This is a genomic window from Janthinobacterium sp. PC23-8 (genome assembly GCF_002250505.1).
Taxonomy (GTDB): Bacteria; Pseudomonadota; Gammaproteobacteria; order Burkholderiales; family Burkholderiaceae_D; genus Janthinobacterium.
On record NZ_NJGY01000004.1, the window covers coordinates 256,364 to 280,579 of the forward strand.

General features: G+C 64.6%; 26 protein-coding genes. 4 read left to right on the plus strand and 22 right to left on the minus strand.

The window, feature by feature from the left end; genetic code table 11:
* From CD932_RS24745 to CD932_RS24780, 8 genes are all read right to left on the minus strand, one after another.
* Entirely contained in the window at nucleotides 1-330 is a 330-nt protein-coding gene (locus tag CD932_RS24745) for an L-rhamnose mutarotase (RefSeq protein ID WP_094445550.1), read from the minus strand.
* Nucleotides 331-338: 8 nt separating this feature from the next.
* The gene (locus CD932_RS24750; RefSeq protein ID WP_217907367.1) at nucleotides 339-1,169 is read right to left on the minus strand and encodes an amidohydrolase; all 831 of its coding nucleotides are present in this window, start codon (nucleotides 1,167-1,169) and stop codon (nucleotides 339-341) included.
* Nucleotides 1,166-2,182, minus strand: a complete 1,017-nt coding sequence (locus CD932_RS24755; protein ID WP_094445551.1) for an aldo/keto reductase — start codon at nucleotides 2,180-2,182, stop codon at nucleotides 1,166-1,168. The genes CD932_RS24750 and CD932_RS24755 overlap by 4 nt, the downstream gene beginning before the upstream one ends.
* Before the next feature lie 27 nt (nucleotides 2,183-2,209).
* On the minus strand, nucleotides 2,210-3,475 hold the full coding sequence (locus CD932_RS24760) for a UxaA family hydrolase (protein WP_094445552.1): 1,266 nt from the start codon (nucleotides 3,473-3,475) through the stop codon (nucleotides 2,210-2,212).
* Nucleotides 3,472-3,819 carry a UxaA family hydrolase gene (locus CD932_RS24765; RefSeq protein WP_094445553.1) on the minus strand — a complete coding sequence of 116 codons (348 nt, stop codon included), beginning with the start codon at nucleotides 3,817-3,819 and terminating at the stop codon, nucleotides 3,472-3,474. The genes CD932_RS24760 and CD932_RS24765 overlap by 4 nt, the downstream gene beginning before the upstream one ends.
* Nucleotides 3,820-3,847: 28 nt before the next feature.
* The gene (locus CD932_RS24770; protein ID WP_094445554.1) at nucleotides 3,848-4,759 is read right to left on the minus strand and encodes a GntR family transcriptional regulator; all 912 of its coding nucleotides are present in this window, start codon (nucleotides 4,757-4,759) and stop codon (nucleotides 3,848-3,850) included.
* A gap of 93 nt (nucleotides 4,760-4,852) precedes the next feature.
* Nucleotides 4,853-6,019 (minus strand): D-mannonate oxidoreductase, encoded by a 1,167-nt coding sequence (locus CD932_RS24775; RefSeq protein ID WP_094445555.1) that lies wholly within the window; start codon nucleotides 6,017-6,019, stop codon nucleotides 4,853-4,855.
* Between the two features lies 1 nt (nucleotide 6,020).
* Entirely contained in the window at nucleotides 6,021-7,031 is a 1,011-nt protein-coding gene (locus tag CD932_RS24780; RefSeq protein ID WP_094445855.1) for a zinc-binding alcohol dehydrogenase family protein, read from the minus strand.
* A gap of 342 nt (nucleotides 7,032-7,373) precedes the next feature.
* On the opposite strand from CD932_RS24780, the gene CD932_RS24785 reads away from it, so the two are divergent.
* Nucleotides 7,374-8,411, plus strand: coding sequence for a MerR family transcriptional regulator (locus CD932_RS24785; protein ID WP_094445856.1), 1,038 nt, complete (start codon nucleotides 7,374-7,376; stop codon nucleotides 8,409-8,411).
* 198 nt (nucleotides 8,412-8,609) lie between these two features.
* On the opposite strand, the gene CD932_RS24790 is transcribed toward CD932_RS24785, so the two are convergent.
* On the minus strand, nucleotides 8,610-9,827 hold the full coding sequence (locus CD932_RS24790) for a D-amino acid dehydrogenase (protein ID WP_094445556.1): 1,218 nt from the start codon (nucleotides 9,825-9,827) through the stop codon (nucleotides 8,610-8,612).
* Nucleotides 9,824-10,273 carry a helix-turn-helix domain-containing protein gene (locus CD932_RS24795; RefSeq protein WP_094445557.1) on the minus strand — a complete coding sequence of 150 codons (450 nt, stop codon included), beginning with the start codon at nucleotides 10,271-10,273 and terminating at the stop codon, nucleotides 9,824-9,826. Before CD932_RS24795 ends, CD932_RS24790 begins: the two co-directional genes overlap by 4 nt.
* Nucleotides 10,274-10,364: 91 nt before the next feature.
* Between CD932_RS24795 and CD932_RS24800 the strand changes: the two genes are divergently transcribed.
* Nucleotides 10,365-11,552: an MFS transporter gene (locus tag CD932_RS24800; RefSeq protein ID WP_094445558.1), complete on the plus strand. Its 1,188-nt coding sequence runs from the start codon at nucleotides 10,365-10,367 to the stop codon at nucleotides 11,550-11,552.
* A 9-nt stretch (nucleotides 11,553-11,561) separates the two neighbouring features.
* Here CD932_RS24800 and CD932_RS24805 read toward each other — a convergent pair whose 3' ends face one another.
* The 4 genes from CD932_RS24805 to CD932_RS24820 all read right to left on the minus strand — a co-directional run bounded on the left by CD932_RS24805 (nucleotide 11,562) and on the right by CD932_RS24820 (nucleotide 14,947).
* On the minus strand, nucleotides 11,562-12,257 hold the full coding sequence (locus tag CD932_RS24805; RefSeq protein WP_094445559.1) for a Crp/Fnr family transcriptional regulator: 696 nt from the start codon (nucleotides 12,255-12,257) through the stop codon (nucleotides 11,562-11,564).
* Nucleotides 12,258-12,391: 134 nt separating this feature from the next.
* A complete protein-coding gene (locus tag CD932_RS24810) occupies nucleotides 12,392-13,051 on the minus strand; it encodes a response regulator (protein WP_254926758.1) in 660 nt (219 codons plus the stop codon).
* Nucleotides 13,052-13,075: 24 nt separating this feature from the next.
* Nucleotides 13,076-14,308, minus strand: coding sequence for an ATP-binding protein (locus tag CD932_RS24815; RefSeq protein ID WP_094445560.1), 1,233 nt, complete (start codon nucleotides 14,306-14,308; stop codon nucleotides 13,076-13,078).
* 57 nt (nucleotides 14,309-14,365) lie between these two features.
* Nucleotides 14,366-14,947 carry a DJ-1/PfpI family protein gene (locus CD932_RS24820; RefSeq protein ID WP_094445858.1) on the minus strand — a complete coding sequence of 194 codons (582 nt, stop codon included), beginning with the start codon at nucleotides 14,945-14,947 and terminating at the stop codon, nucleotides 14,366-14,368.
* 220 nt (nucleotides 14,948-15,167) lie between these two features.
* Here CD932_RS24820 and CD932_RS24825 point away from each other — a divergent pair, with 220 nt between their 5' ends.
* Nucleotides 15,168-15,467: an antibiotic biosynthesis monooxygenase gene (locus tag CD932_RS24825; protein WP_094445561.1), complete on the plus strand. Its 300-nt coding sequence runs from the start codon at nucleotides 15,168-15,170 to the stop codon at nucleotides 15,465-15,467.
* A gap of 54 nt (nucleotides 15,468-15,521) precedes the next feature.
* Here CD932_RS24825 and CD932_RS24830 read toward each other — a convergent pair whose 3' ends face one another.
* From CD932_RS24830 to CD932_RS24855, 6 genes are read right to left on the minus strand one after another with little or no spacing between them, the layout of a single operon-like run.
* Complete coding sequence (locus CD932_RS24830; protein ID WP_094445562.1) at nucleotides 15,522-16,409, minus strand: alpha/beta fold hydrolase; 888 nt, start codon at nucleotides 16,407-16,409, stop codon at nucleotides 15,522-15,524.
* Nucleotides 16,410-16,449: 40 nt separating this feature from the next.
* Nucleotides 16,450-17,241, minus strand: a complete 792-nt coding sequence (locus tag CD932_RS24835; RefSeq protein ID WP_094445563.1) for a substrate-binding domain-containing protein — start codon at nucleotides 17,239-17,241, stop codon at nucleotides 16,450-16,452.
* Between the two features lie 58 nt (nucleotides 17,242-17,299).
* Nucleotides 17,300-18,124 carry an amidohydrolase gene (locus tag CD932_RS24840; protein ID WP_094445564.1) on the minus strand — a complete coding sequence of 275 codons (825 nt, stop codon included), beginning with the start codon at nucleotides 18,122-18,124 and terminating at the stop codon, nucleotides 17,300-17,302.
* Nucleotide 18,125: 1 nt separating this feature from the next.
* Complete coding sequence (locus CD932_RS24845) at nucleotides 18,126-18,947, minus strand: SDR family NAD(P)-dependent oxidoreductase (RefSeq protein WP_094445565.1); 822 nt, start codon at nucleotides 18,945-18,947, stop codon at nucleotides 18,126-18,128.
* A 24-nt stretch (nucleotides 18,948-18,971) separates the two neighbouring features.
* A complete protein-coding gene (locus CD932_RS24850) occupies nucleotides 18,972-19,532 on the minus strand; it encodes a carboxymuconolactone decarboxylase family protein (RefSeq protein ID WP_094445566.1) in 561 nt (186 codons plus the stop codon).
* 29 nt (nucleotides 19,533-19,561) lie between these two features.
* On the minus strand, nucleotides 19,562-20,884 hold the full coding sequence (locus tag CD932_RS24855; protein WP_094445567.1) for a cation:dicarboxylate symporter family transporter: 1,323 nt from the start codon (nucleotides 20,882-20,884) through the stop codon (nucleotides 19,562-19,564).
* A gap of 231 nt (nucleotides 20,885-21,115) precedes the next feature.
* Here CD932_RS24855 and CD932_RS24860 point away from each other — a divergent pair, with 231 nt between their 5' ends.
* The gene (locus CD932_RS24860) at nucleotides 21,116-22,051 is read left to right on the plus strand and encodes a LysR family transcriptional regulator (protein WP_094445568.1); all 936 of its coding nucleotides are present in this window, start codon (nucleotides 21,116-21,118) and stop codon (nucleotides 22,049-22,051) included.
* Nucleotides 22,052-22,053: 2 nt separating this feature from the next.
* Here the strand turns inward: CD932_RS24860 and pncB are convergent, their stop codons facing one another.
* Complete coding sequence (gene pncB / locus CD932_RS24865) at nucleotides 22,054-23,259, minus strand: nicotinate phosphoribosyltransferase (protein ID WP_094445569.1); 1,206 nt, start codon at nucleotides 23,257-23,259, stop codon at nucleotides 22,054-22,056.
* Nucleotides 23,260-23,338: 79 nt separating this feature from the next.
* Nucleotides 23,339-24,202, minus strand: coding sequence for a cysteine hydrolase (locus CD932_RS24870; RefSeq protein ID WP_094445570.1), 864 nt, complete (start codon nucleotides 24,200-24,202; stop codon nucleotides 23,339-23,341).
* Nucleotides 24,203-24,216: the final 14 nt, after the last annotated feature.

Genomic DNA, 24,216 nt, shown 5'->3' on the forward strand with positions numbered 1-24,216 from the left:
TTATGCCATATGAAATACGTGTTCCATCATCGCCCAGTGCTCGCCTTCGGCGCGCGAGGCCAGCGGCTGCTGGCACGGTGCGCAGAAGGTCCACCAGCGCTGCGTTTCGGGGTCTTCGGCAATCGCCGCCATATCGGCTGCAAAATCGGCGCCGTGGTATTCCCAGTAACCGAACAGCAGGTTTTCCGGCTCGCGCAGGAAGATCGAATAGTTCCTGACGTGCGCTTGCGCCAGCCGCTCCAGCACCTGCGGCCAGACGGCCGCGTGCAGGGTTTTATATTCGGCGATGCGGTCCGGCGCGATGCCGATGACCATGCCCATTGTTTGCATGACGGTTCCTAAGCGAGGCGGTAAAAACGGTGGGCGTTAAGGCCGAAGATATCGTTCCTGTCCTGCTGACCCAAGTGCGCCAGCAGCGCCTCGCTGGCGGCCAGCCAGGCGCCGTAGCCGCCGGCGAGATCCACCACCGGCCAATCGCTGCCCCAGATCACGCGCTGAGCGCCAAACACGTCCAGCACATGCGCCACATACGGCTGCAAATCTTCCACCGCCCAGCGAGGTTTGGCTTCCGTTACCAGGCCGGACAGCTTGCAATGCACATTCGGCAGCGCGGCCAGCTGCGCCATGTCCTCGCGCCAGTGGCCAAATTGAGCATCGGCAATCGGCGGCTTGGCCGCATGGTCGATGACGATGGGGAGCCCTGGAAAAGCACGCGCGCATTGCAGCAGCGCCGGCAGATGGCGCGGCAGCACCAGCGCGTCAAGGCGCAGGCCATGTTCCACCATGGCCGTCAAGGCCGGCGCCAGCGCAGGGTTGGCGATCCACTGCTCGTCGCTTATATCCTGCAGCATGGGCCGCAGGCCTTTCAGCTTCTTGTTCGCTGCCAGGCGGGCAATCGCCGCCGGTGCGTCCACCGCCAGCAAATCGGTCCAGCCCACCACGGCGCGGATAAAGCTGTTCTGTTCGGCCAGCGCCAGCAGCAACTGCGTATCGTCTTCGGACGGCAGCGACTGCACCAGCACCGTGCCTTGTACGCCATGCGCCCCCAGCAGCGGCGCCAGGTCGGCAGGGGCAAAATCGTGGTAAATGGCACCCAGGGAAGGCGGCGGCCAGCCACCGCCGCGCAGGGCCAGTTGCCAGAAGTGCTGATGGGCGTCGATGCGCATCATGCGGCTCCCTGGGGCACCGGCGCGCGCGCATCGATCAGGCCTGCAGCTTGCAATGCCGTCCACAAGGCGTCCGGTATCAATGTAGCGAACCAGTCGAGGTTTTGCCGCAGCTGCGCCAGGTCCTGGCCGCCGGGAATGCACGAGGCGACAGCCGGATGGGCCAGCGGAAACTGCAAGGCAGCGGCCGGCAGCGGCACATGGAATTGGCGGCAGATGGCGTCGAGCTGCGCCACTTTTTGCAAGATGGCGTCAGGCGCATCGGCATAATTGAACTTGCCGTTGCCGGCCAATACGCCCGAATTGAACGGGCCGCCGATCACGATGGCGTTGCCGCGCTCGGCGCACAGGTCCAGCAGCGGCGACAGCGCAGCCTGTTCCAGCAAGGTGTAGCGGCCCGCCAGCAAGGTGCAGTCGAGGTCGAATTCGGCCATGGCACGCAGCACGATCTCGCATTCGTTGACGCCCAGGCCCACGGCGCTGACCTGGCCCGATGCGCGCAGTTCGTCGAGGGCGCGAAAGCCGCCGCCGTCTATCAGCTGGCGCCAGTATTGTTCGTCATTTTCGCCATGCGTGACGCTGCCGATATCGTGCACGAACAGGATATCGATGCGCGCCAATCCAAGGCGCTGCAGGCTGTCGTCGTGCGAGCGCAGCACGCCGTCGTAGGTGTAGTCATACTGCGGGCGAAACGGCAGCGGCGCGGCAAAGCCGTCGTCGCCGGGGCGCACGGAAGCGTCGGGCCGCATCAGCCGGCCGACCTTGGTGCTGATCACGAACTCATTGCGTGGCCGCTCGCGCAGGGCCGCGCCCAGGCGGTGTTCGGAGCGGGTGTAGCCATAATAGGGGGCCGTGTCGAAAAAGCGCACGCCGGCCTCCCAGGCGCCATCGAGGGTGGCGCGCGCCTGCGCGTCGCTGACACTCTGGTACAGGCCGCCGAGCGGGGCGCAGCCCATGCCGATGCAGGGCAGCGACAGGCCGCCGCGCGGCAGGATTTTTCTCTGTTCAACTTTCATACAGAAATCTCCATGGCTTTTTCTTGTTCAGGCAGCGCGCAATGGGAAACAGCCTGGCCCCACCGCGTCGAATTGTTTATAGGTCAGCACGAACTCCTGGTGGCCCAGGTCTTCCGAGCGGCTCAAGGCGCCGTTGGCCACGTTCAGCACGGCGCTAACGATTTCGGCGCCCACCTCTTCCAGGCTCGCTTCGCCGGTCAGGATCTTGCCGGCATTGATATCCATGTCGTCGGACAGGCGTTCAAAGGTTTGCGGATTGGCGCAGACCTTGATCACCGGCGAAATCGCCGAGCCGACCACCGAACCGCGGCCGGTGGTAAACAAGGTGATATGGGCGCCGCAGGAAATCAGTTCGACGATTTCCGCGTTGTCCGACACGTTCGGAAAGCCGAAGCGCGGCTCGCCGTCGGGCACCACGTCGAGCAGATACAGGCCGCCGCCGGCCGGCTGGTCGCCCGGCTTCAGGATGCCGACAATTGGCGACGATCCGCTCTTGGCGTAGGCGCCCAGCGACTTTTCTTCCTGCGTGGTGAGGCCGCCATCGGCGTTGCCCGGCGAGAAGCTGCCGTGGCCCATGATGGTGTAGTAGCGCGCGGCCTTGGCCACCGTTTCGACGATGGCGTTGCCCAGGTCCGGGCTGACGGCACGGCGCTGCATATGGTATTCGCAGCCCACCAGTTCGCCAGTCTCTTCAAAGATGCACGGGCTGCCGGCGGCGATCAGGGTGTCGAAGGCCACGCCCACGGCCGGGTTGGCGCTGATGCCGCTGGTGCTGTCGGAGCCGCCGCAGATGGTGGCTACCACCAGTTCATCGATGCCCATCGGCACGCGGGTCTGCTGCGCCAGGTGCTCAAGCGCCCAGCTGATCCACTCGACGCCGCTGCTCACGCTGGGGCGAGTGCCGCTGTTTTCCTGGATGGTAATCGTGTGCACGGGGCGGTCGCTGTCGGCTACCGCGCTCGACAGGCCATATTTGTTGAAGCCTTCGCAGCCGAGCGACACCAGCAGCACGGCGCCCACGTTCGGGTGCGTCAGCAGGCGGCGCATCACCTGGTCCGCGTATTCGTTGGGGAAGCAGCCCGTAAAGCCGATCAGGTGCACCGGCTGGCCGGGAAAGGCGTTGACCATCAGGCGCGCCACGTGGTGCGCGCATTCGACCATATAGGCCACCACCACGATATTGCGGATGCCCTTGCGGCCGTCGGCGCGCAGGTAGCCAGAGAGGGCCGGAACCGGGACCGGGACCGGGGCCGGGGCCGGGGCCGGGGCCGGCGTTGTCGTTGGAGCGTTCATTGTTTGGCGTCCTTGTCCAGGAAATGGTGGCCGTCCTGGCCCAGGGTAAACGTGGGGATGTAGTCGCTGGCCAGGTTGTGCGTATGGATATGCTCGCCGATGGCGACGGGGGCCGTGATGCTGCCGATCAGGGCGCCATAGCGCAGCACCTTGTCGCCGACGGCCAGCGCGCGGCGCGCCACCTTGTGGCCGATCAGGATAGCTTGCGTCAGGGTGACGGGCACGCCGTCGATGGTGACGATGTCGCCGATGGCCAGCGCGGTCCTGGCGATCATGCAGTTGTCTTCAGGCGACATCAGCAGCAGGCTGGAAACGGGATTGGAGAGGGGAGTGGCGTGGCTCATTGCGCACCCTCCCCGCCAACGCTGCGACTTACGACTGCATCAGTTTTTCGCGCAGGCCGATCGACGCCAGCATGGTGCTGCGCGAGGAATTCAAGTGCGACTTCATGCAGTCCAGGGCTTTCGGTATGTCGTGCTCGGCCAGCGCCCGCAAAATCGCCAGGTGCTCCTGCACTGCGTACTTGTTGCGGCCCTTTTCCTCGCCCTTGTCCCACTGGTAGTGATAGTGAAACACGAACGAGACGATATCGTAAAAGCCCTGCGCGAAGCGGTTGTTGAGCAAGCCGATCAAGAAGGTGTGGAACTCGCGGTCCAGCGCCGGAAACGCATTGTGGCGCGTGTCGATCTTGGCCGCCAGCTTCTCGTGCTGTTTGATCAGCCGCGCCAGTTCCGCATACGCCGGATCGCCGTGCGCCAGATGCGCGAAGTGCTCCACGGCCGCCATCTCGAACATGCGCCGCATGTCCGCCAGCTCGGTGGCGAACGAACGGTCGAACGCGCACAGGCGCCAGCCGCCGCGCGGTTTCTTTTCGATCAGGCCGAAGCGTGAAAAGCCGATCAGAAATTCGCGCACGCTGACGGTACTGGCGCCCGCCTCGCGCGCCAGTTCGGCTTCCGAAAACTCGGCGCCGGGCGGCATGTCGCGCTGGTAGACGCGCTCCATCAGCACCTGCTGGATGCGCTCCGCGCCCGACTGCAGCTCGGCGATATCGAAGTAGTCGCCCGGTATCGGTTTCCTCAGCAAGCGCCGCTCGGCCGGGCTGCTGATCAGCCGCCGCGTCGACAAGTAGGCAATCGCGCTGCGGATCGCCGTGCGGCTGCCCTGGCAGATGGTGGTCAGGAACTGCTCCGTCGGCAGCATTTCGCCCACTGCGACATTCTCGGCGAGAAATTGCAACAGCAGATTGGTGCTGCGCTTGAAGACGGTGGCCGGTTTTGACATGGATGGGGGTGTTCGCTATGTCGGCGACAAGGAAAGTGGGAAAGTGGGCCATTTTAGTCGATATCGTGTCAAGCCGGCATGCGGACCGGGTGCTCATTTTTGTACTCCTGGTTGAACTGCTTGCGCGATCATGGCGCGCAGGCGCGGCTGGGCCAGGCCTGGGCAAAGCTGCTGGGCCAGCGCCACTACGGGCGCCATGCGGCGGCCGATTTTTTCGCCATGGTTCTGCGCGATGTCGCCCAGGCGGTGCGCCAGAAACGGATTGTTGAAGCGCTCCTTTACCTGCGCCAGGTACGATGTGGCGGCCGCGCCTTCGCGCGCGCCCATGGCGGCAAACACGGGCAGCACTTCGTCCTGCCACAGCGATTCGAGCGCGTCTGGCATGGCGCCATCGCGCATCGCTTCCTTCACCGTCATGGCGGCGGGGCTGCCTTTTTCCAGCCACAGCTGCGCCAGATACGTGTGTCCCAGGTTCAGCAAAAACAGCTTGCGCTGCTCGTATTCGCGCAGGCTGGCGGTGACCACCAGTTGCGCATGGCTGCACGGCAGCACCATGCCCGCTTGCGCTTCGATGGCCCATAGCGCATACGGTTCGGCCACTGCGCCGATCGGTTCGATGGGCTCCGAGACGATGCGGTCGACCAGTGAATTGATCCACACACAGCCCGTTTCCAGGTAAGCGATAAACCCGGCATCGAGCCGCCATTGCCGCGCCAGATTGACGATCAGCTCGCGCAGCACCGTGCCGTTGTCGACCACCAGTTCGCACGGGTAAATCGTGACCGCCTCCGCGCCCGCCAGAAAGCGGTCACGCAGCAGCACCATCAACTTGGCGGGAAAACTCTGTGGCGCCACGTCGCCATCGACGAGGCCGGGATGATCGGCTTCAAACAGCTGATAGCCGCTGTCGCCGGTATTCGAGATGATCACGCGCGCGGCCACGGCCGCCGCGCGTACCTGCTGCCAGTCGCTGCCCGTTTGCCACGCTTGCGTGACGGCGTGCACGCGGCGCTCGTCGTCGACCTGCGCGCCATCGTGCCAGCCGCGGATGCGCACCGGATAGCCGCCGGCCTGGCGAAACGCCGCCACCCGCGCCGCGCCCTGGGCGCTGTTCGTCGTTTGCACGATGGTGATCTTGCCCAGCGCCTGGCCGGTTTGCGCCGCTTCGCTGACAAACAGGTCGGCATGCGCCTGCAGGAAGCGGCTGGTGCCGAACTGCAATATAGGATTATGCAGCGGATTGTGATTGGTATCGTTCATCTCAGACCTCGACGATGGCCTTGATGACGCCAGTCGATGGCTGCATCCAGTGCTCCAGCACGTTGGTAAATTCGTCCAGCGTGGTGCGGTGCGTGTTGAGCAGCGCAGTCGGCACTTTGCCCGCCTTCATGGCCGCCACCACTTCCTCGAAATCGTCGACGGTGGCGTTGCGGCTGCCCAGCAAGGTCGTTTCGCGCTTGTGGAACTCGGGGTCCGAAAACGACAGGCGGTCGCGCACGATGGACACCAGTACGTAGCTGCCGCCGTGGGCGACGAAATCGAGGCCGCGCTCCATGGCGGCGATATTGCCGGTGGCGTCGAACACCACGTCGAAGAACTCGCCATCGGTGGCGTCGGCCAACTGTTCCTTGTCGCCCTCGCCCAGCTGCACCGTGCGGCTAATTCCCAGCGCGTCGCGGCAGAACTGCAGGCGGTCGGCGCGGCCATCGAGCACCGTCACCTCGGCGCCTTTCAGGGACGAAAACAGCATCACCGCCATGCCGATCGGGCCGGCGCCCACCACCAGCACGCGCCTGGCTGCATCGACCGCGCCGCGCTTGACGGCGTGCGCGCCGATGGCGAGAAATTCGATCATGGCCGCGTCGTCGAGCGAGATGCCTTCGGTCTTGAAGACAAAGCGTTCGGGTAGCGCCAGGTATTCGGTCATGCCGCCGTCGCGGTGCACGCCCAGCACCTCGATGCGGGTGCAGCAGTTGGTCTTGCCCTGGCGGCAGGCCACGCAAGTGCCGCAGGACAGGTAGGGCATCACGTAGACCTGGTCGCCGACAGCCAGGCGCGAGCCGGCTGGCGCGCTTTCGATATGGCCGGACAATTCGTGGCCCATCACGCGCGGGTAACTGAGGAAAGGCTGGGTGCCGCGGAAGATATGCATGTCGGTGCCGCAGATGCCGATGCGGCGTATGCGGACCAGCACTTCGTCGCCGGCGGGGACAGGCACGGGCCGCTGCTCCATGCGCAAGCTGCCCGGCGTATCGCAAACGATACTTTTCATCATGGTCGTCTCTCTCGCCACCCGGTCGTTGCCGGTTGGCATATTATATTTAACGTACAAACCAACTGTGAAAAAAATCCGTCTGCGCGGATTGTCTTTCCAGTCCTGCCGATGGCGCTTCTTGCTGCGCCGCACAACGATTGTTCCGTGTTTCCATGTGGCCCGAACGCGCTTCTTTTACCGCAGCCGTCGTTCGGTTTTATAAATATACCGTACAAAAAAATGCGGGTCAACGGATTCTTTTGCCGAGTTTTTTTCGTCCTCTGCTACATTCCTGCTTGACCCTGACGCAGCGTCAGGCGCCATCGTGGTTGGTATGCACCGAAGACAAGGAGAACGATGATGCTGTTGAAAATAGGCGAGCTGGCCAGGCTGACGGGCTTGACCGTGCGTACCCTGCACCACTACGACAACATCGGCCTGCTCTCGCCTTCGGCGCGCACGCAGGCCGGCTACCGCCTGTACCAGCGCGGCGACATGGACCGGCTGCACCGGATCATGGCGCTGCGCAGGTTCGGGCTGTCGCTGGCCGAGATCGCAACTTCACTGGCCAGCTCCGACTTGCCCTTGTGCGCCATCGTGGCAAAACAGATCGCCATGCTGGACCAGCAACTGGCACAGGCGACCAGCCTGCGCGCACGCCTGCTGGACTTGCAAACGCAACTGGAACAGGGGCAGGAACCGGAACTGGCCGACTGGCTGACCACAATGGAGCAGATGACCATGATCGACAACTATTTTACGCAGGACGAAGTGCGGCAGTTACCGATGCTGTCCGATACGGCGGTGGAACAGGAATGGCAAACACTGGTGGCGCGCGTGCGCGCGCTGATGGACGCGGGTGTCGCCGCCACCGCGCCGCAAGCGCAGGCGCTGGGCACCGAATGGATGGTCAAGCTGGTGCGCGACACCGACGCCCACCCTGGGCTGTTTGTGCGCTTGAACAGCATGCACGAAAAGGAGCCGGGCATGCAGGCAAAAACCGGCATCGACGAAGACCTGATGCGCTTCGTGACGGGCGCCTTTGGCGCCTCGCGCATCGCGCTGTACCGCCCCTTCCTGGACGACGCCGAATACGCGCATTTGCAGGCCAACTACGGCAAGCGCGCGAAAGAATGGCCGGCCCTGATCGCAGCCGTGCGCGCGGCGCTTGACAGCCACACGCCGCCAGACGATCCGGCGGTGCTGGCACTGGCGCGGCAGTGGCGCGAGCTGTTCCAGTCGTATACGGGCACGGACCCGGCCACGCAGCTGAAATTTCGCCAGGCGCACCAGCAGGAACCGCGCCTGCTGCAGGGCAGCTTTGTGACACCGGCGATGATCGCGTATCTGGCGCCGGCGATGGCCATCGTGGCGCAGGAAAGCCGGGGCGCCCTGTAGCATCGGCGCTTGCTCAACGCCTGAGGAAAATCGATGCACCGCCTTGCTTTCTGTTTGCTGCCCCTGTCCGCCATGCCGCCTGCCAGGACTGGTCGGCGCGCAGGGTGATTCAAGTTCTATCGCAGGGCGGTCGGCTATGGCAGCAACGATGACGGCGCGCTCGACGACAAGAGCGAGCTGCACGGGAGCGCGCCGCACTCAGCGACGTTTTGCCGAAAACCTGGTCACGGCGTCACTGACCATTTCGGCAGTGGCGGCGGCCAGGGTCCAGCCCAGATGGCCATGGCCGGTGTTATAAAACACGCCGGCGGCCTGGCCCGGCCCCACTTTCGGCAGCATGGCCGGCAGCATCGGGCGCAGGCCGGCCCAGGGCACCACGCGCCGCGTATTGACCTGCGGGAAATGCTGTTCGACCCAGCGCAGCAAAGGCGCCACGCGGTCGGCGCGGATATCGCGGTTCTCGCCATTGAATTCGGCCGTGCCGGCCACGCGCAGGCGATCTTCACCCAGGCGGCTGCTGACCAGTTTGGTGGCGTCGTCCAACAGGCTGACGGTGGGCGCCGCCGCGCGGCTGGCGGCGTCGTCCAGGTGCACGGTGATCGAATAGCCTTTGACGGGATACACATTCACATGGTCGCCCAGCATGGCCGCCATGGCGCGGCTGGCCGTGCCGGCGCAGATCACCGCAACGTCGAATACGCTGCTGGCGGCCTGCGTCGTGACGCGCACGCCGCCGCTTTCACGCTGTAACGAGGTGATCGACTGGCCATACCGGCAGGCCACGCCACGGCGCAGGCAAGCCTCGGCCAGGCCGGTGGCAAACTTGTGGATGTCGCCGGTGGAATCGCTGTCGGTGTAGTAGCCGCCGTAAAATTCGCCGGCCAGGGTTGGCTCGATGGCGCGCATTTCTTCAAACGTGACGGCGCGGCGCGCGAGACCCGCTCTGGCCAGCAGCTGCGACACGCCGGCAGCCCGTTCAAAGCCGGCGCGTTCGCGGTAGACATGCAGGATGCCGGCGCGGCGGTGGTCAAAATCGATGGCTTCGTCGGCCGCCCATGCAAACAGGTGCTCGCGCGCGGCAATCGCCATGCGCGCGGTGGCGATCGTGTTGCGCTCGTAGTGCGGCATGGCGGCCAGAAACTCGGCAAACCACGACAGCTTGTGCCAGCTTGGGCGCGGGTGCAGCAGCAGCGGCGCATCGCACCTGGCCATCCATTTCAGGGCGTTCATGATCGTGTAGCGGTGGTTCCACACTTCCGCGTGCGAGGCCGACAATTGCCCGCCATTGGCAAACGAGGTTTCCATGGCCGCATAGCGCTGCCGCTCGATCAGGGTCACGTCCGCGCCGCGTCTGGCCAGCGCATAGGCGGTGGTCACGCCCGTGATGCCGCCGCCGATCACCGCCACCCGCGTCATGGCGCTACCTTGCGTACTTGCGTGTCGCCCGCCTGCAGCACGCGGCCATCATCGGCCTGCACCCGCAGCGCGCGCAGCGGCGCGTCCGAGCCGCGTTCAAGCAAGGTGGAATGGGCTTCGCCCGGATCGAACAGCTGCGCCTCGCCCCACTGGCGCAAACCAACTACCACCGGAAACAGTGCCAGCCCCTTGGGCGCAAGCACATATTCCTGGTAGGCCGTGCCGTCGGACGCTGGCGCAACCGTGAAGATGCCCTCTTCCACCAGGCCCTGCAGGCGGTCGGCCAGGATATTGCGCGCCACCCCCAGGCTCTTTTGAAATTCGCCGAAGCGGCGCATGCCGCCGAAGGCGTCGCGCACGATCAGCAGCGCCCAGCGCTCGCCAACCACGTCGAGCGCGCGCGCCACGGGGCAGGAATCGGACCGCAAACTCTTGCGCTTGGCCATCAGGGATCTCCGGAAATGAGTGGTTGCATTTTAAAACTTGTCGGCCTAAACTCCAACTGGTTTTAATTTAAAACCACTTTACAGGATACCTATGCGCGATACCGGCTCTCCCATTTCCACTGTTTCCAGGCCGCTGGTCTGGCTGTTCGCCTGCGCCGCCGGCTTGTCGGTAGCCAATGTGTATTACGCCCAGCCCCTGCTCGACACGCTGGCGCAGCAATTCGGCATGTCCCGGTCGGACAGCGGCATGGTGATCACGGCCACCCAGGCCGGCTGCGCGCTGGCGCTGCTGCTGGTGGTGCCGCTGGGCGACATGCTGAACCGGCGCACTCTGACTTTGCTGCAACTGCTGCTGCTGGCCGTGAGCCTGGCGGCGCTGGCCTGCGCCGCCTCGACTGCCGCCCTGCTGGCCGGCATGCTGCTGGTGGGGCTGCTGGGCACGGCCATGACGCAGGGGCTGATCGCCTATGCGGCCAGCGTGGCGCCGGCCCATGAGCGGGGCCGCGTGGTCGGTACCGCCCAGGGCGGCGTGGTGATCGGCCTGCTGCTGGCGCGCACCTTGTCGGGCCTGGTGACCGACCTGGCCGGCTGGCGCGCCGTCTATCTGTTGTCGGCCGTCTTGTCGCTGGCCTTGCTGTTGCTGCTGTGGCGCATGCTGCCGCCACCCGTGCCGCTGCAGCGAAAACTGTCTTACGGCGCCCTGCTCGCGTCGATGCTTGAGCTGCTCAAAAGCAACCGCGTGCTGCAGGTGCGCGGCGTGCTGGCGCTGCTACTGTTTGCCGCCTTCAGCATTTTCTGGAGCGCGCTGGTATTCCCTTTGAGCGCGCAAGGCTACAGCCACGCGGCCGTCGGCGCTTTCGGGCTGGTGGGCGTGGCGGGGGCGCTGGGCGCGGCGCGCGCAGGGGCAATGGCAGACCGTGGCCGCGCGCAATGGAGCACCGGCGCGGCACTGTTGCTGTTGCTGGCGTCGTGGCTGCCTCTGGCGTTTGCCGGCAGCGCGTTATGGCCTTTGATCGTCGGCATTGTCGCGCTGGACCTGGCCGGCCAGGCGATTCACGTGACCAACCAAAGCCTGATCTTCAGGCACGACAGCGACGCGCACAGCCGTCTGGTGGCGTGCTACATGCTGTTTTATGCGGTCGGCAGTGGCCTGGGGGCAATCGCCGCCACCAGCGTGTATGCGCTGGCAGGGTGGCATGGGGTATGCGCACTGGGCGCGGCGGTCAGCTTGCTCGCCTGGTTGTTCTGGCGCCTGACCTTGCCGGCTGAAAAAGCTTAAAAAAAAGACCTAATTCAGCAGCGCCGTGGTGGCGCCGTGACGATAGGTTTTCAGGGCGTCGGACTCGATCTGGATCAGCGAGCCACTGACCTTGATCAGGCGCAGGTCGGTCAGCTGGTGCAGCACGCGCGACAGGGTAGCGGGCGCCAGGTTAAGGAACGACGCCAGCAGGCTTTTCTTCAGGTCCAGCTTGACTTCGTTCGAGCGCTGCTGGTCCGACGCCTGCAGCAGGTATTCGACCACGCGCTGGGTGGCGTTCTGCACCGAGCAGCGTTCCACGTTGCGGATAAAGCCCATCAGGTGGTGCGACAGGCTGTTCATCATCTGGCGCGCGATGCGCGGCGACTGGTCCAGCAGGCGCAGCAGCGCGTGTGGCGGGATGCGCAGCAACAGGCAGTGTTCAAGCGCTTCGGCGCAGAAAGGATAGGGTTCGTCGAGGAAGATCATGGCTTCGCCAAAGCTTTGGCCAGGGCGGATCAGTTCCAGTACCTTGTCGGTGCCTTCCATCGAAAACACGCTCAGCTTGACGAGGCCAAACACCACCACGTAAGCGCCTTCGGGCACTTCGCCCTTGCGGAACAGGACCTTGCCTTTTTCCAGTTCGACGCGCACCACATCCTGGCGCAATTGCTCGAGCTGCGAAGGGGAAATATGACGAAACAGAGCTTGGCTCGACAACAAGCCGTCGACGTTGACCTTATGCATGACACTCTCTTCATTGGATTAGCGATTAACTAAGTGTAATGGGAGGCCAAGGTCAAGACCATACGTCAAAGGGAGTAGGGGTAACTAGCCAAAAGCGGCATGCAGATCAATTTTTACGCCTTTGGTTCACGCAGCTACTTGCCCAGGTTGCGCTCGACCGCATATACGGCGATCTGCACCCGGCTGCTGAGCTTGAGCTTTTTCAGGATGTTCTGCACATGGATCTTGACCGTGCTTTCGGCCACGTCGAGCTGGCGCGCGATTTCCTTGTTGCTCATCCCTTGCGCCAGGCAGGCCATCGCCTCGCGTTCGCGCGGCGTGAGCTTGTCGTAATCGGCTTCGGGCGAGCTTGGCCCGCTGCGAAACTGCGACACCAGCTTGGCCGTCATGGCGTCGGCGATCACGGACTCGCCGGCGGCGGCGCGCAGAATCGCCTGGCCCAGCTGCTCGGCCTCGATATTTTTCAGCAGGTAGCCGCGCGCACCGGCACGCAGGGCCGCGCCCAGGTCGGCCGCGTTCTCGGACACCGTCAGCATCAGCACCACCATCGCGGGCCATTCCAGCAAAATCTGCCGCAGCGCGTCGACGCCCGACAGGCCCGGCATGTTCAGGTCCATCAGCACCACGTCGGGCTGCAACTGGCCCGCCAGCGCAATGCCGTCAAGGCCATTGGCCGCCTCGCCCACCACCTGGAATTGTGGATTGCGCTGCAACAGCAGCTTGACGCCGCTGCGCAGCAAGGTGTGGTCGTCGACCAGCAGGATGGTGATGGGTGCGTTGATTGTATCGTTCACTGTGATGAGTTACCTGATTATCTGTTAGGCCGTCTGGCGCCGTGCTTCCGGCAAGGCCAGCGAGATCGTCGTGCCGCCGCCTGGCGTGCTGTCGATGGCAAAGCGCGCACCGAGCCGCTCGGCCCTTTCCTGCATGATGCGCAGGCCGATCTGCACTTCCGTTTTCCTGTCGCGCAAATTGGCCGCAAAGCCTTCTCCATCGTCGCGCACGCGCAGCGAAAAATCGCGGCCATTGTCGACACTGACCTGCACGCTGGCGGCCTGCGCATGCTTGCGGATATTCGACAGCGCTTCCTGCACGATGAACAGCACTTGCAGCTGCTGCTCGGGCGCCAGCGGCGCGCCGTTGCCCGTCATCTGCAAGGCGCTGGCGATGCCCGTCTGCAGTTCGAATTTGCCCAGCACCTCGGCCAGCTTGCTTTCCAGGTCGCTGCCATGCCAGCGCGTGCGGAAATTGACCAGCAATTCGCGCACATCCTGGTAGCTTTGCTCGACGCCCATGCGCATCAGCGGCAGCACTTCGGCCGCTTCACCGAGCTCGCCGCGTCGCACGGAGTCGTCGAGCATCTGCACCTGCAGGCTGATGAAATTGAGGCTTTGCGCGATGCTGTCGTGCAGGCCTTCGGCCAGCAGGCTGCGTTCGCGCGCGACGGCAAATTCCTTTTCACGCGCGATCAGGCGCTGGTTGTCGATGGCGATGCCGAGGCTGTGGCCCAGGGTCGCCAGCCAGTCGTGCTGCTGTTGTCCCAGCACCGTGGTTTTCACAAAATGCAGGGAAAAACTGCCGATCGGCTGCGCCCGCACCACGATGGGAAACACGGCAATCGCGCTGAAGCCTTCTTCCTGGCAGCGGAAGCGCTCGATGGCCTCGACCTTGCGAAAGTCGCGGATCTGGATCACGCCCTGCGCCACGGCCGCGCCGCACAGGCAGTCGTGATTGCGCATGCAGTGCTCTTCTTCGAGCATGGCGTCCGAAATGCCTTCATGGACCACGATATGCACGGTGTCGTTATGCGGATCGAGGATGCGCACGGTGCCGCCCACCGCTTCCGAGAAATCCATCACATGGCGCAGAAAGCTGCGGCACAGCGCATCGATGGCGTGCTGCCCGGCCAGCAAGGTGGAAATGGCTTGCAGGGTCGCCAGTTGCCGCTCCTGCGCGGCGCTCAGGGCGGCCGGCGCCTGGGCCAGGCGGCGCTGGCGCCAGCGCGAGGCGGGCAGTTGTCGGCGGGGGGAAGGGCTACGCGGCACATGCATGACAGAATCGATTCATCCAAAAAGTCCCGGCGCGGCGGCACGCCGGGAGCAACAACATTACAGGCGGATCTCGGTACCGAGCAGCGTGACGAATTGCGCCAGCCAGGCCGGATGCGCGGGCCAGGCCGGCGCCGTGACGAACTGGCCGTCGGTGACCGCATCGGTCACCGCAATGTCGGCATACTCGCCGCCGGCCAGCTTGACCTCCGGCGCACAGGCAGGGTAGGCGGAAATGCGCTTGCCGCGTATCACATCGGCGGCGGCCAGCAATTGCGCGCCGTGGCAAACGGCGGCCACCGGCTTGCCGCTTTGCGCAAAATGGCGCACGCAAGCGATCACCTTGTCGTTCAGGCGCAGGTATTCGGGCGCGCGGCCACCGGCGATCATCAAGGCATCGTAGTCGTCTGGCGACACCTCGTCGAAGCTGGCGTTGAGCACAAACAGATGGCCCGGCTTTTCGGTGTAAGTCTGGTCGCCCTCGAAATCGTGGATGGCCGTCTTGATCGTGTCGCCGCTTTTCTTGCCAGGGCAGACGGCGTGCACGGTGTGGCCCAGCATCAGCAAGGCCTGGAAAGGCACCATCGTTTCATAATCTTCCGCAAAATCGCCGGTCAAAAACAGAATTTTTTTCGCTGCCATTTGGTTCTCCCATGAAGTAATCGTCAAAAAACCATGCACCACCAAGGTGCGCCTGCCCACGTTACCCGTATCTTACTGCGATCGGGGCCGCTTGCCTGTCTTTTCCAACATTATCAAACAATGACGTTGCACTGCACAACAGCCAGCCGCCGCCAGGCCTGCGCAGAGAGCGGCAAGTTATGGCAACATTGTGCTCCCTCAATCTTTCAGTGGAAATACCATGATTTTTGAAATTGCCCATATTCAGGTCAAGAGCGATACGCACGCCGCCTTCGAAGCGGCCGTCACCCGCGCCGTGCCGCTGTTCAAAGGCGCGCAAGGCTGCATCTCGATGCGCCTGGAGCGCTCGATCGAGAATACGGATGGCTATCGGCTGGTGGTGGGCTGGAATACGCTGGAAGACCACACCGTGCATTTTCGCGGCAGCGAAGCATTCCAGTCCTGGCGCGCGCTGGTGGGAGAGTTTTTTGCCGCGCCACCACAGGTCGAACACATGACGACCGTGGTGACGGGTTTCTAGAAAAGGTGGGGACTGCGGGGGAGGATGCGGCCACTTGTGCCGCCCTCCCCTTTTTTAACGCATGCCGTACAGGCGGCGCGCAAACGTGGCGATGGCGTCGCCCATGGCCACCGGCTGTTCCGGCGCCATGGCGTGGCCGGCATTCGGGATCACCACCACCGTGACCCGGTCGCCCAGCATGTTTTTCAGGACCTGGGAGAAGCGGCGCGGCGCCACCGCGTCATGTTCGCCTTGCAGGTCGAGGATGGGCGCGGTGCCGGCGGCAAAGTAATCGTCCACCAGCGTGGTGTTGCGGGCGTGGCCTTCCGCATGGTGGGTTTCCTCATGCCAGCCATTGAGCCAGACCCTGGGATCGTTGCCCGGCGCAAAAAACGCGATGCGCAGGTATTCCAGGCGCTGCGCTTCGGACAGCGAGGGATCGCCGGCGCCATCGATCGCCTTGCGCATCTCCGGCCCGATCGGCTTCTCGGTCGAACCCGGCGGCACCTTGCCGGCCGAGGCAGCGGCCAGCACCACGCCTTTTACCAGCTCGGGCCGGTCGGCGGCCAGCTGGCGGGCCGGGAAATTGCCCCAGGCGTGGCCGACCACGACCGCCGGTCCCTGGTGCGCCTGCTCCACCACCGCCGCCACGTCGGCCGCGAAATCATGCACGCTCAGGTTTTCCATCGGTCCGCGGCTCTTGCCGACGCCGCGTGGTTCGGGGCGCAACACGCGAAAGCCGTCTTCGGCCAGGCGCGCGGCAACGCCGTCATAATCACGGCCGGAGCGGCCCAGCGAAGGCAGGATGACGATCAGCGGGCCTTTGCCCTGGGAGGTCACTTCGATCTGGACATTGCCGCGTTGTACCATCGTGTGTTCGAGCGGCGCGCTCTCGGCGGCAAAGGCGGGAGCCATGGTAACGGCGGCAAGGGCAAGGATCATTTGACGGACAGTGGTTTTCATAATCAGGTCTCGGATATTATAGGTTTAGAAAAATACAAGGTCAGGACTTCGGGGGCGCGACCGGATCAAGGCCGCTTTCAAGCAACATGGTTTGCGCTGCGGGCGAGACCAGGAACGCCATCAGTTCCCTGGCCGGCGCGGAATCAAACGCCTCGCGCGCCAGGGCGGCCGAGATCAGGCTGATTTTTTGCAATGACGCCGGCAGCGGGCCGACATAGTCGACGCCGGGCACCACGCGCAGTTCGCTGATCTGCTGCAGGCCGATCGCCACTTCGCCGCGCGCGATGACTTCACCGACCAGTTCCTTGCCGTGCACCAGATGCGTTTTGCCCGCCACCTGCTCGGCAATCCCCATCTGTTTGAGCAAGGTGCCGGAAATATAGGCGCCGCTGGCGCCTTCCGAATAGCCGATCGACGGCGCGGCCAGCAGCGCCGCCTTGAGCGCGGCCTCGCTGCTGATGTCGGGCCGCGGCGCGCCTTTGCGCACGCCGACGCCGACGCCCGACTGGGCCAGATTGGCCCGGCTGCCGGCGATAAAGCGGCCATCGAGCAGATGCTTGTCCAGTGCCGCGCCGACCATGATCAGCACATCGACCGGCTCCTTGCTTTTCAGGCGCGACGGGATGGCGTCGGGCGAACTGCCGTACGACGGCCCCCAGGCGATCAGCAGCTTGTGGCCGCTGGCCTGTTCAAAGGCGGGCGTGAGCCGCTCAAACGCGCCTTTGAGCGCGCCGGTGGCGATGACATGAATGTCGGCGGCTTGGGCGGTGCTGCCCAACAACAGGCCGACGCCGATCGTTATCGCTTTCAATGCTGCAATTTTGCTACGCATGATGCTCCTTCACTTGTCAATGGCGGGCCTGCCGCCGCATGGCAGCAGGCCGCCGGGGTCAGGCGTACAGGCGTTTTGGGTTATCACTCAGCACTGCCTGCGCCGTTGCCTGATCGCCACAGGCGTCCAGGATAAAATCGAGCAGGGCGGCGTCCTCTGGTGCGGCGCCCGCGATATTCGGATGAGGCCAGTCGCTGCCCCAGATGCAGCGCTGCGGCGCCCAGCCGATCAACTGGCGCAGCAGCGGCAAGGCGCCGCCCCAGGCATCAGAGGCGCCGCCCATCATGCGGTCGACGCCCGACAGTTTGATCCAGCCATTGGGCTGCGCCAGATGCCGTTCCAGCAGCGCGAGGCTGGCGCTGTCGGCGGCCATGGCCGGGCTCAGGCGCGCCATGTGATCGATCACCAGCGGCAGCGCCAGGCCGTCGAAGGCGTCGAGCACCGGCGCCAGTTCGCGCGGCTGGCCGTGCAGCAGGATGTGCCAGCCCATGGGCGCGATGCGCTCGGCCAGCTCGCGCAAACGCCGCGGATCGCGCTCGCCGGGCAGATGGCCGAGAAAGTTGAACCGCACGCCGCGCACGCCGCCGGCGTGCAGCCGCGCCAGTTCAGCCTCTGAAATCCCGACGTCGGCCAGCGCCACGCCGCGATAGTGCCCGCCGCTGCCCGCCAGCGCCGCCAGCAAGGCGCCGTGATCGGCGCCGTAGCAGGCCGCCTGTACCAGCACGCCATGCGTCACGCCGAGCGCTGCGTGGCTGCCGCGCAAGGCCGCGAACGGCGCGGCGGCGGGGTGATACGCGGCATCGGGCGCCAGCGGAAATTGATCCCAGGGGCCGTAAATATGCGTGTGGCAGTCCCACGTCTCAAGGGGCAAGGTGGGACGCATGTCAGTCGCACCGCGCGGTCATGCCGCCATCGACGATGATTTCGGTGCCGGTAATGAACTGCGCTTCGTCCGAGGCGAGGAACAGGGCCGCATTGGCGGTATCGCGGCCGTCGCCCATGAAGCCGAGCGGGATGCGCGCGAGGCGGCTGTCGAGCAATTTGTTGACGTCGCCGCCGACGCGCTGGCCCGCCAGGCGCGCTTCCACCATCGGCGTGTGCAATTGGCCGGGCACGACGGTATTGACGCGGATGCCCCTGGACGCATATTCCACCGCCACCACGCGCGACAACTGGATCACGCCGGCCTTGCTCGCCGCATACGCCACCTGCGCCGAACCGGTCCAGCGGATGCCCGAGGTGGACGCCGTGTTGACGATCGCGCCGCCGCCTTGCGCCTCCATCAGCGGCAGTACGTGTTTGCACGTCAGGTACACGCTTTTCAGGTTGATCGCGATCTGCGTATCCCATTTGTCCTCGTCGAGCGCCACCGGGCCGCCCGGCGACGAGCCGCCGACGTTGTTGACCAGGATATCGACGCGGCCATAGGTCTGCCGGCACTGCTCCACCATGCGCGCGACGGCGGCGCTGTCGGTCACGTCGCAGGCATGCGGGGTAACGTCGCCGCCGGCTTCTTCGATGCGGCGCAGCGTCTCGTCCATCGCGCCGAGATCCTTGTCGACGGCAAAAATGCGGGCGCCCGCCTGGGCGAACAGGACGGCGATCGCCCGGCCGTTGCCCCAGCCGGGTCCGACGCAGCCGGCGCCGATGACGATGGCGACTTTGTCCTGCAGGCGCCCGCCGGGCGTAGTGTTCGTGGTGCTCATGAAGTTTCCTTTATCGATTGTGCGTTATGCGGTGTGGGACGGCAGCTCGGGCGCTACGCCGGCCGGTGGCGGCACCTCGAAGACCTTGATGGTCATCGAGATCAGGGTGTAATAGCCGGCGATGCCGACCAGGTCGACCACGCCGTCCTGGCCCAGCAGGGCGACGGCTTCGGCATACAGCGCGTCGTCGATGCGGTGCTGCTGGTGCAACTGGCCGATGAAGGCGTACACCAGGGCCTCGTCGGCGGCGGCGAAGGGCGGCGCGGCGCCGTCGCGGATGGCGTCGATGATCGCCGGCGCCAGGCCGGCCTCGAGCGCAAACGGCTTGTGCGCCGCCCACTCGTACTCGGCCAGCCAGTATTTGCCCAACATCAGGATCGCCAGTTCGGACAGCCGTGGCGGCAGGCTGCTGTCGTAACGGCAGTAGCGGCCCAGCGCCTGGGCGCGGTCGGCCAGCTTCGGGCGCCGCAGCCAGACGGCCAGCGGGCCGCGCACACCCTTGCGGGGGCCGCTGGCGATGGCGTCGTAGACGACGCGCTGTTCGGCGTCCAGCAATTGTGGGTCGATGGGAGGGAGGCGGGACATGGATGGGTATCCTTTCGTGATGGATCAATTTATTTGGCAGGGATGGCCGGTTGCGCTACCTGGCCGTCGGCGGCCGGCGAGCGCGGGCCGTTGAGCAGGCTGCGCCCCGGCGCATGGCCGGTCAGTTGCTTGAACTGCGCGGCGTCGAAGGCCCCTTCCCAGCGCGCGATGGCGAACACCGCCATGGTGTTGCCCACCACGTTGGTCAGGGCGGTGGCGATCGCCATTACCCGGTCGATGCCAAACAGCAGGCCCAGGCCGCCCAAGGGCAGGCTGCGCACGGTTTGCAGGGTGGCCGCCAGCTTGATGAACGCGCCGCCGGCGACGGTCGTGCCGCCCTTCGAGGTCAGGCTCAGCAGCGCCAGCAAGGCGGCCTGCTGGCCCAGCGAATACGGGGTATCGGTGGCCTGGGCGATAAAGCCGACGGCGATCGCCATGTAGATCGAAGTGCCGTCCAGATTGAAGCTGTAGCCAGCCGGCATGACAAACCCGACCACGACTTCATCGCAACCGGCCGTCTTGAGCTTTTCGATCAGGCGGGGAAACACCACCTCGCTCGACGCCGTGCCGAACACCAGCAGGATTTCATCGCGGATCAGGCGCAGAATCACAAGGAACGGCAGGCCGATGCACATGCTGATGCTGCCCAGGATGGCGAACACGAAGAACAGCGAGGCGCCGTAATAGACGGCGATCAGCTTGAGCAGATACAGCAGGGTGACGCCGCCGTAGCTGCCGATCGCGGCGGCCATGGCGCCGAACGCGCCCAGCGGCGCCAGGCGCATGATGAAGGCGAGCATTTTGAACAGCACGGCCTGGGCCTCGTCGATGCCGCGCAGGATCACCGAGTCGGGTCCGACGGCGCGGTTCAGCGCCAGGCCGGACAGCACCGAAATGATCAGCACCTGGATAATGTCGCCCTTGGCAAAGGCGTCGACCAGCGTGTGCGGAATCAGGCTGAGCAGATAGCTGATGGCAGAAATGCCACCCGCCGCCGAGGTCGCCTTGAGCGCTTCGGGCGACTCGGCCAGGTTACTCGCATGCAAACCTGCGCCGGGCTGGAACAGGTTCACGGCCAGCAGCCCCACCACCATCGCCACGGTGCTGACGACTTCGAAGTACAACAGCGATTTGAAGCCCATGCGGCCCAGCTTGCCCATGTCCTGCACCTGGGCCAGGCCGTGCACCAGCGTGCAGAACACGATAGGCGCAAGCATCATTTTGAGCAGGGCGATAAAGCCCTGTCCCAGCGGTTTCATGGCCATGGCCTGGGTCGGGAACAACAGGCCCATGATGACCGCCAGGGCCAGCGCGAGCATGACTTGTATATGGAGTTTGCGCAAATGTTTCATATGGTCTCGTATGCCGGATAGAGATCCGGTCGTTATGTGATGGGTCGGGATACGGGCGCTATGCCGTCGTTGGCGCGCCGCCATCGGCGCCGGTGCCGCAGCCGGTCGGTGGCCGGGCCCGCTGTTGTCTCCCATAATTGATCTTATGGCGTTAATATAGCGGCCTTGAATTGGCCTGACTAATACCTTTGTATACGTGAAAGCTATACCTTTAAAGCATGGGACGATTGCATGGACATCCGGGAACTGCGCACTTTCATCCACGTGGCGCGTTCTGGCAGCGTCAGCCGCGCGGCGGCGGAACTGTTTGTGGCGCAACCGGCGCTGAGCCGGCAGATCGCCAAGCTGGAAGCGGAAATTGGCGTGCCCTTGCTGGTGCGCCACGGCCGCGGCGTGCGCCTGACCGCCGCCGGCGCGCGCCTGCTGGAACGGGCCGAGCTGATCACGCATATGGTCAGCGCGACCGGCGCGCAGGTGCGCGCCAGCGCCGACGAGCAGGGCGGCCATATTGCCATCGGTCTGCCGCCCGCCGTCGGGCTGCTGATCGGCGAACAGCTGGTGCGCGCCTTCCGGGACAGATGGCCGCGGGTCTCGCTGCATGTGCGCGAGGGACTGAGCACGTATCTGCAGGAATGGGTGCTCGACCGCCGCGTCGACCTGGCAGTGGTCTACAACCAGCCGCTGCTCGACAGCGTCGATGTCCAGCCGCTGTTCAGCGAACCGATGGTGCTGGTGGGACCGGCAAGGCCGGAGGGAGGACGCGACCGCGTCTGGCGCATCGCCGAACTCGGCGACGTGGCGCTGATCCTGCCGGCGCTGCCGCACAGCAATCGCCTGCTGCTGGAGAAAATCGCGCTGCAACACGGCGTGCGGCTGAGGGTGGACATGGAAGTGGACAGCGTGGCCTTGACCAAAAAACTGGTGGCGGCCGGCTTGGGGTATACCATTTCTACTGCCACCGCGATCCAGGCCGAGACCCGGGCAGGCACGCTGATCGCCCATCCGATCGAGCGGCCCGCCATCCGCTCGTCGGTGGCCATCACCACCCTGCGCGAACAGCGCGCCAACCGCCTGGTGAGCAGCATGGCACAGCTATTGACCGAAACGATGCACGAGTTGATCACGCACTCGGCATGGCGCACTGACGTGCTATGGCTGGGAAAGTAACATCATGCGCCAGCCGCTTGCGCGGCCGGATGGTGAAATACCTGCCGCAAGTAGGCGAGGAAGGTCTCGTCCTTGCACAACGTCTTGCCCGGTGAATCGGACAATTTCGCCACCGACTGGCCATTGCAGCGCACCAGTTTCATGACGATGTTGAGCGGCGTCAGGCCAAGATCGTTGGTGAGGTTGGTGCCGATGCCAAAGCCGGTCATGATGCGGTCGGCAAAGTGCTGGTACAGCTCGATGGCTGTTTCCAGGTCCAGGCCGTCGGAAAACACCAGCCGCTTGGTATTGGCGTCGATGCGCAGGGCCGCATAGTGGGCCAGCGCCTTTTCGCCCCATTCGACCGGGTCGCCCGAATCGTGGCGCAGGCCGTCGAACAGTTTGGCGAAATACAGGTCGAAATCGGCCAGGAAAGCGTCCATGCCGACCACGTCGGTCAGGGCGATGCCGAGGTCGCCACGATATTCCTGCACCCAGTCCTCCAGCGCGGCTTTCTGAAAATCGCGCAGGCGCACGCCGAAGGACTGGAACGACTGCATGTATTCATGCGCCATGGTGCCGATCGGCACGATGCCGAGCTGCCTGGCCAGGTAGACGTTCGAAGTGCCCTTGAAGTATTCCGGCACCTCGCGCGCCAGGCGCTGCACCACTTCGTCGTGCCAGGCGCCGGAAAAACGGCGGCGCACGCCAAAGTCGGAAAACTCGAACGGATGCTTGCGGCGCGGCACGTTGCCGAAAGCCTTCAGCGCGGCCACCTTGGCCGTCAGGCGCGCGCGGCCTTCGGCCAGCGCTGCGTCGAGATTGAAGCGGCGAAAATACAGCTCGTTGACGATATACAGCACGAAGATTTCAAAGCCCATCACATGCACTTGCGGCCCGGCCGCATGCACGATCAGGTCGTCGCCATCGGTGCTGACGTCGATGAATTTGCGCTGGAAGCGAAACACCGTGAGAAAGTCGACGAAGTCGCTTTTCATGAAGCGCAAGGTGCGCAGATAGGCCAGCTCGTCTTCGGCAAACGACATCGTGCACAGGTGGTCGAGCTGCTCTTCGACTTCCTGCTTCAGTTCGGCCAGCGGAAAGGCCGGCGTATTCCTGCAGACGAATTCGTATTCGGTATGGGTGTTGGGATGACCGTGCAGCAAGGCTTGCCACATCGTGAATTTGTACAGATCGGTTTCCAGCAAACTGCGTACTATCGGGGTCATGTATTGTTTCTCCACGTTACTGTAGCCAGAATAGTACGCCTTTGCCGTTATTTCGGTTGCGTTCGACAGATCTGTCCCCTCAGGCCGCCTGATTGGCCTGCCATTCGGGCAGGATGTCGTTCGAGGTGGCCAGCCGCGCGCCGCGCGCCAGCATGGCGGCCAGGAAGTCGCGCTGCTGGGTTTCGAAGCCGTGAACCGGGCTCATGCAGTCGGTCAGCAGCACCAGCCTGGCCAGCGCCGCCCTGCCCTGCCGCGCTTCCAGGTAGTCGGCGATATGCTCGGTGCTGGCCTTCACGCAGTGGCTGCCGGCTTCGCCGCAGATATAAATCTGCTCTGCCGAAACAAGCGTGTCGAGGAAGCTGGTATTGAGTCCGGTGGCCGGGTCTTGCGGGTCGGGCACTTCGGCCATCACGGCCGAGTAATGCTCGGTCCACGGATTGGCCCCCTTGGACAGCTTGGCCACCACCTGCCGTTGCTCCACTTCCCAGCCGTTGTAGGCGGCGCGCACGGCGCCGTGGATATTCTGGCCCCAGGAGCCGATCTCGCAATGCACGGGCCACACCATCAGCTGGTAGCGCCCGGCGCTTTCCAGCGCATCGAGGTAGGCTTGCGCGCGCGGCAAGGCACCGTCGGCAGCCGGTACATAGGCGCCGCTTCGTAGCTGCTGCGCGCTGATCTGCGTAAACGGCGGGACAGGGCCTTTGTTGCCCGTACGCCAGAAGGTCGGGTGGGCGATATCGTAGCGGTGGTGGGCGTCGAGCGTGACGCTGATGTGCGTGAGGCCGCCGCCGCCGTCGCGGATCAGGCCGGCTACGCGCAGCATATCCTGGTGCGCGCCGGTGACCGGCAGGCTGGGGGCAACGCCGTCCGGTATCAAGTCTGCAGGCAGGTCGCAAAAATCGTTTTGCGGGTCGATCACAAGCAGGTGCAGCTGGCGTTTCATGGCGATCCTCGTGC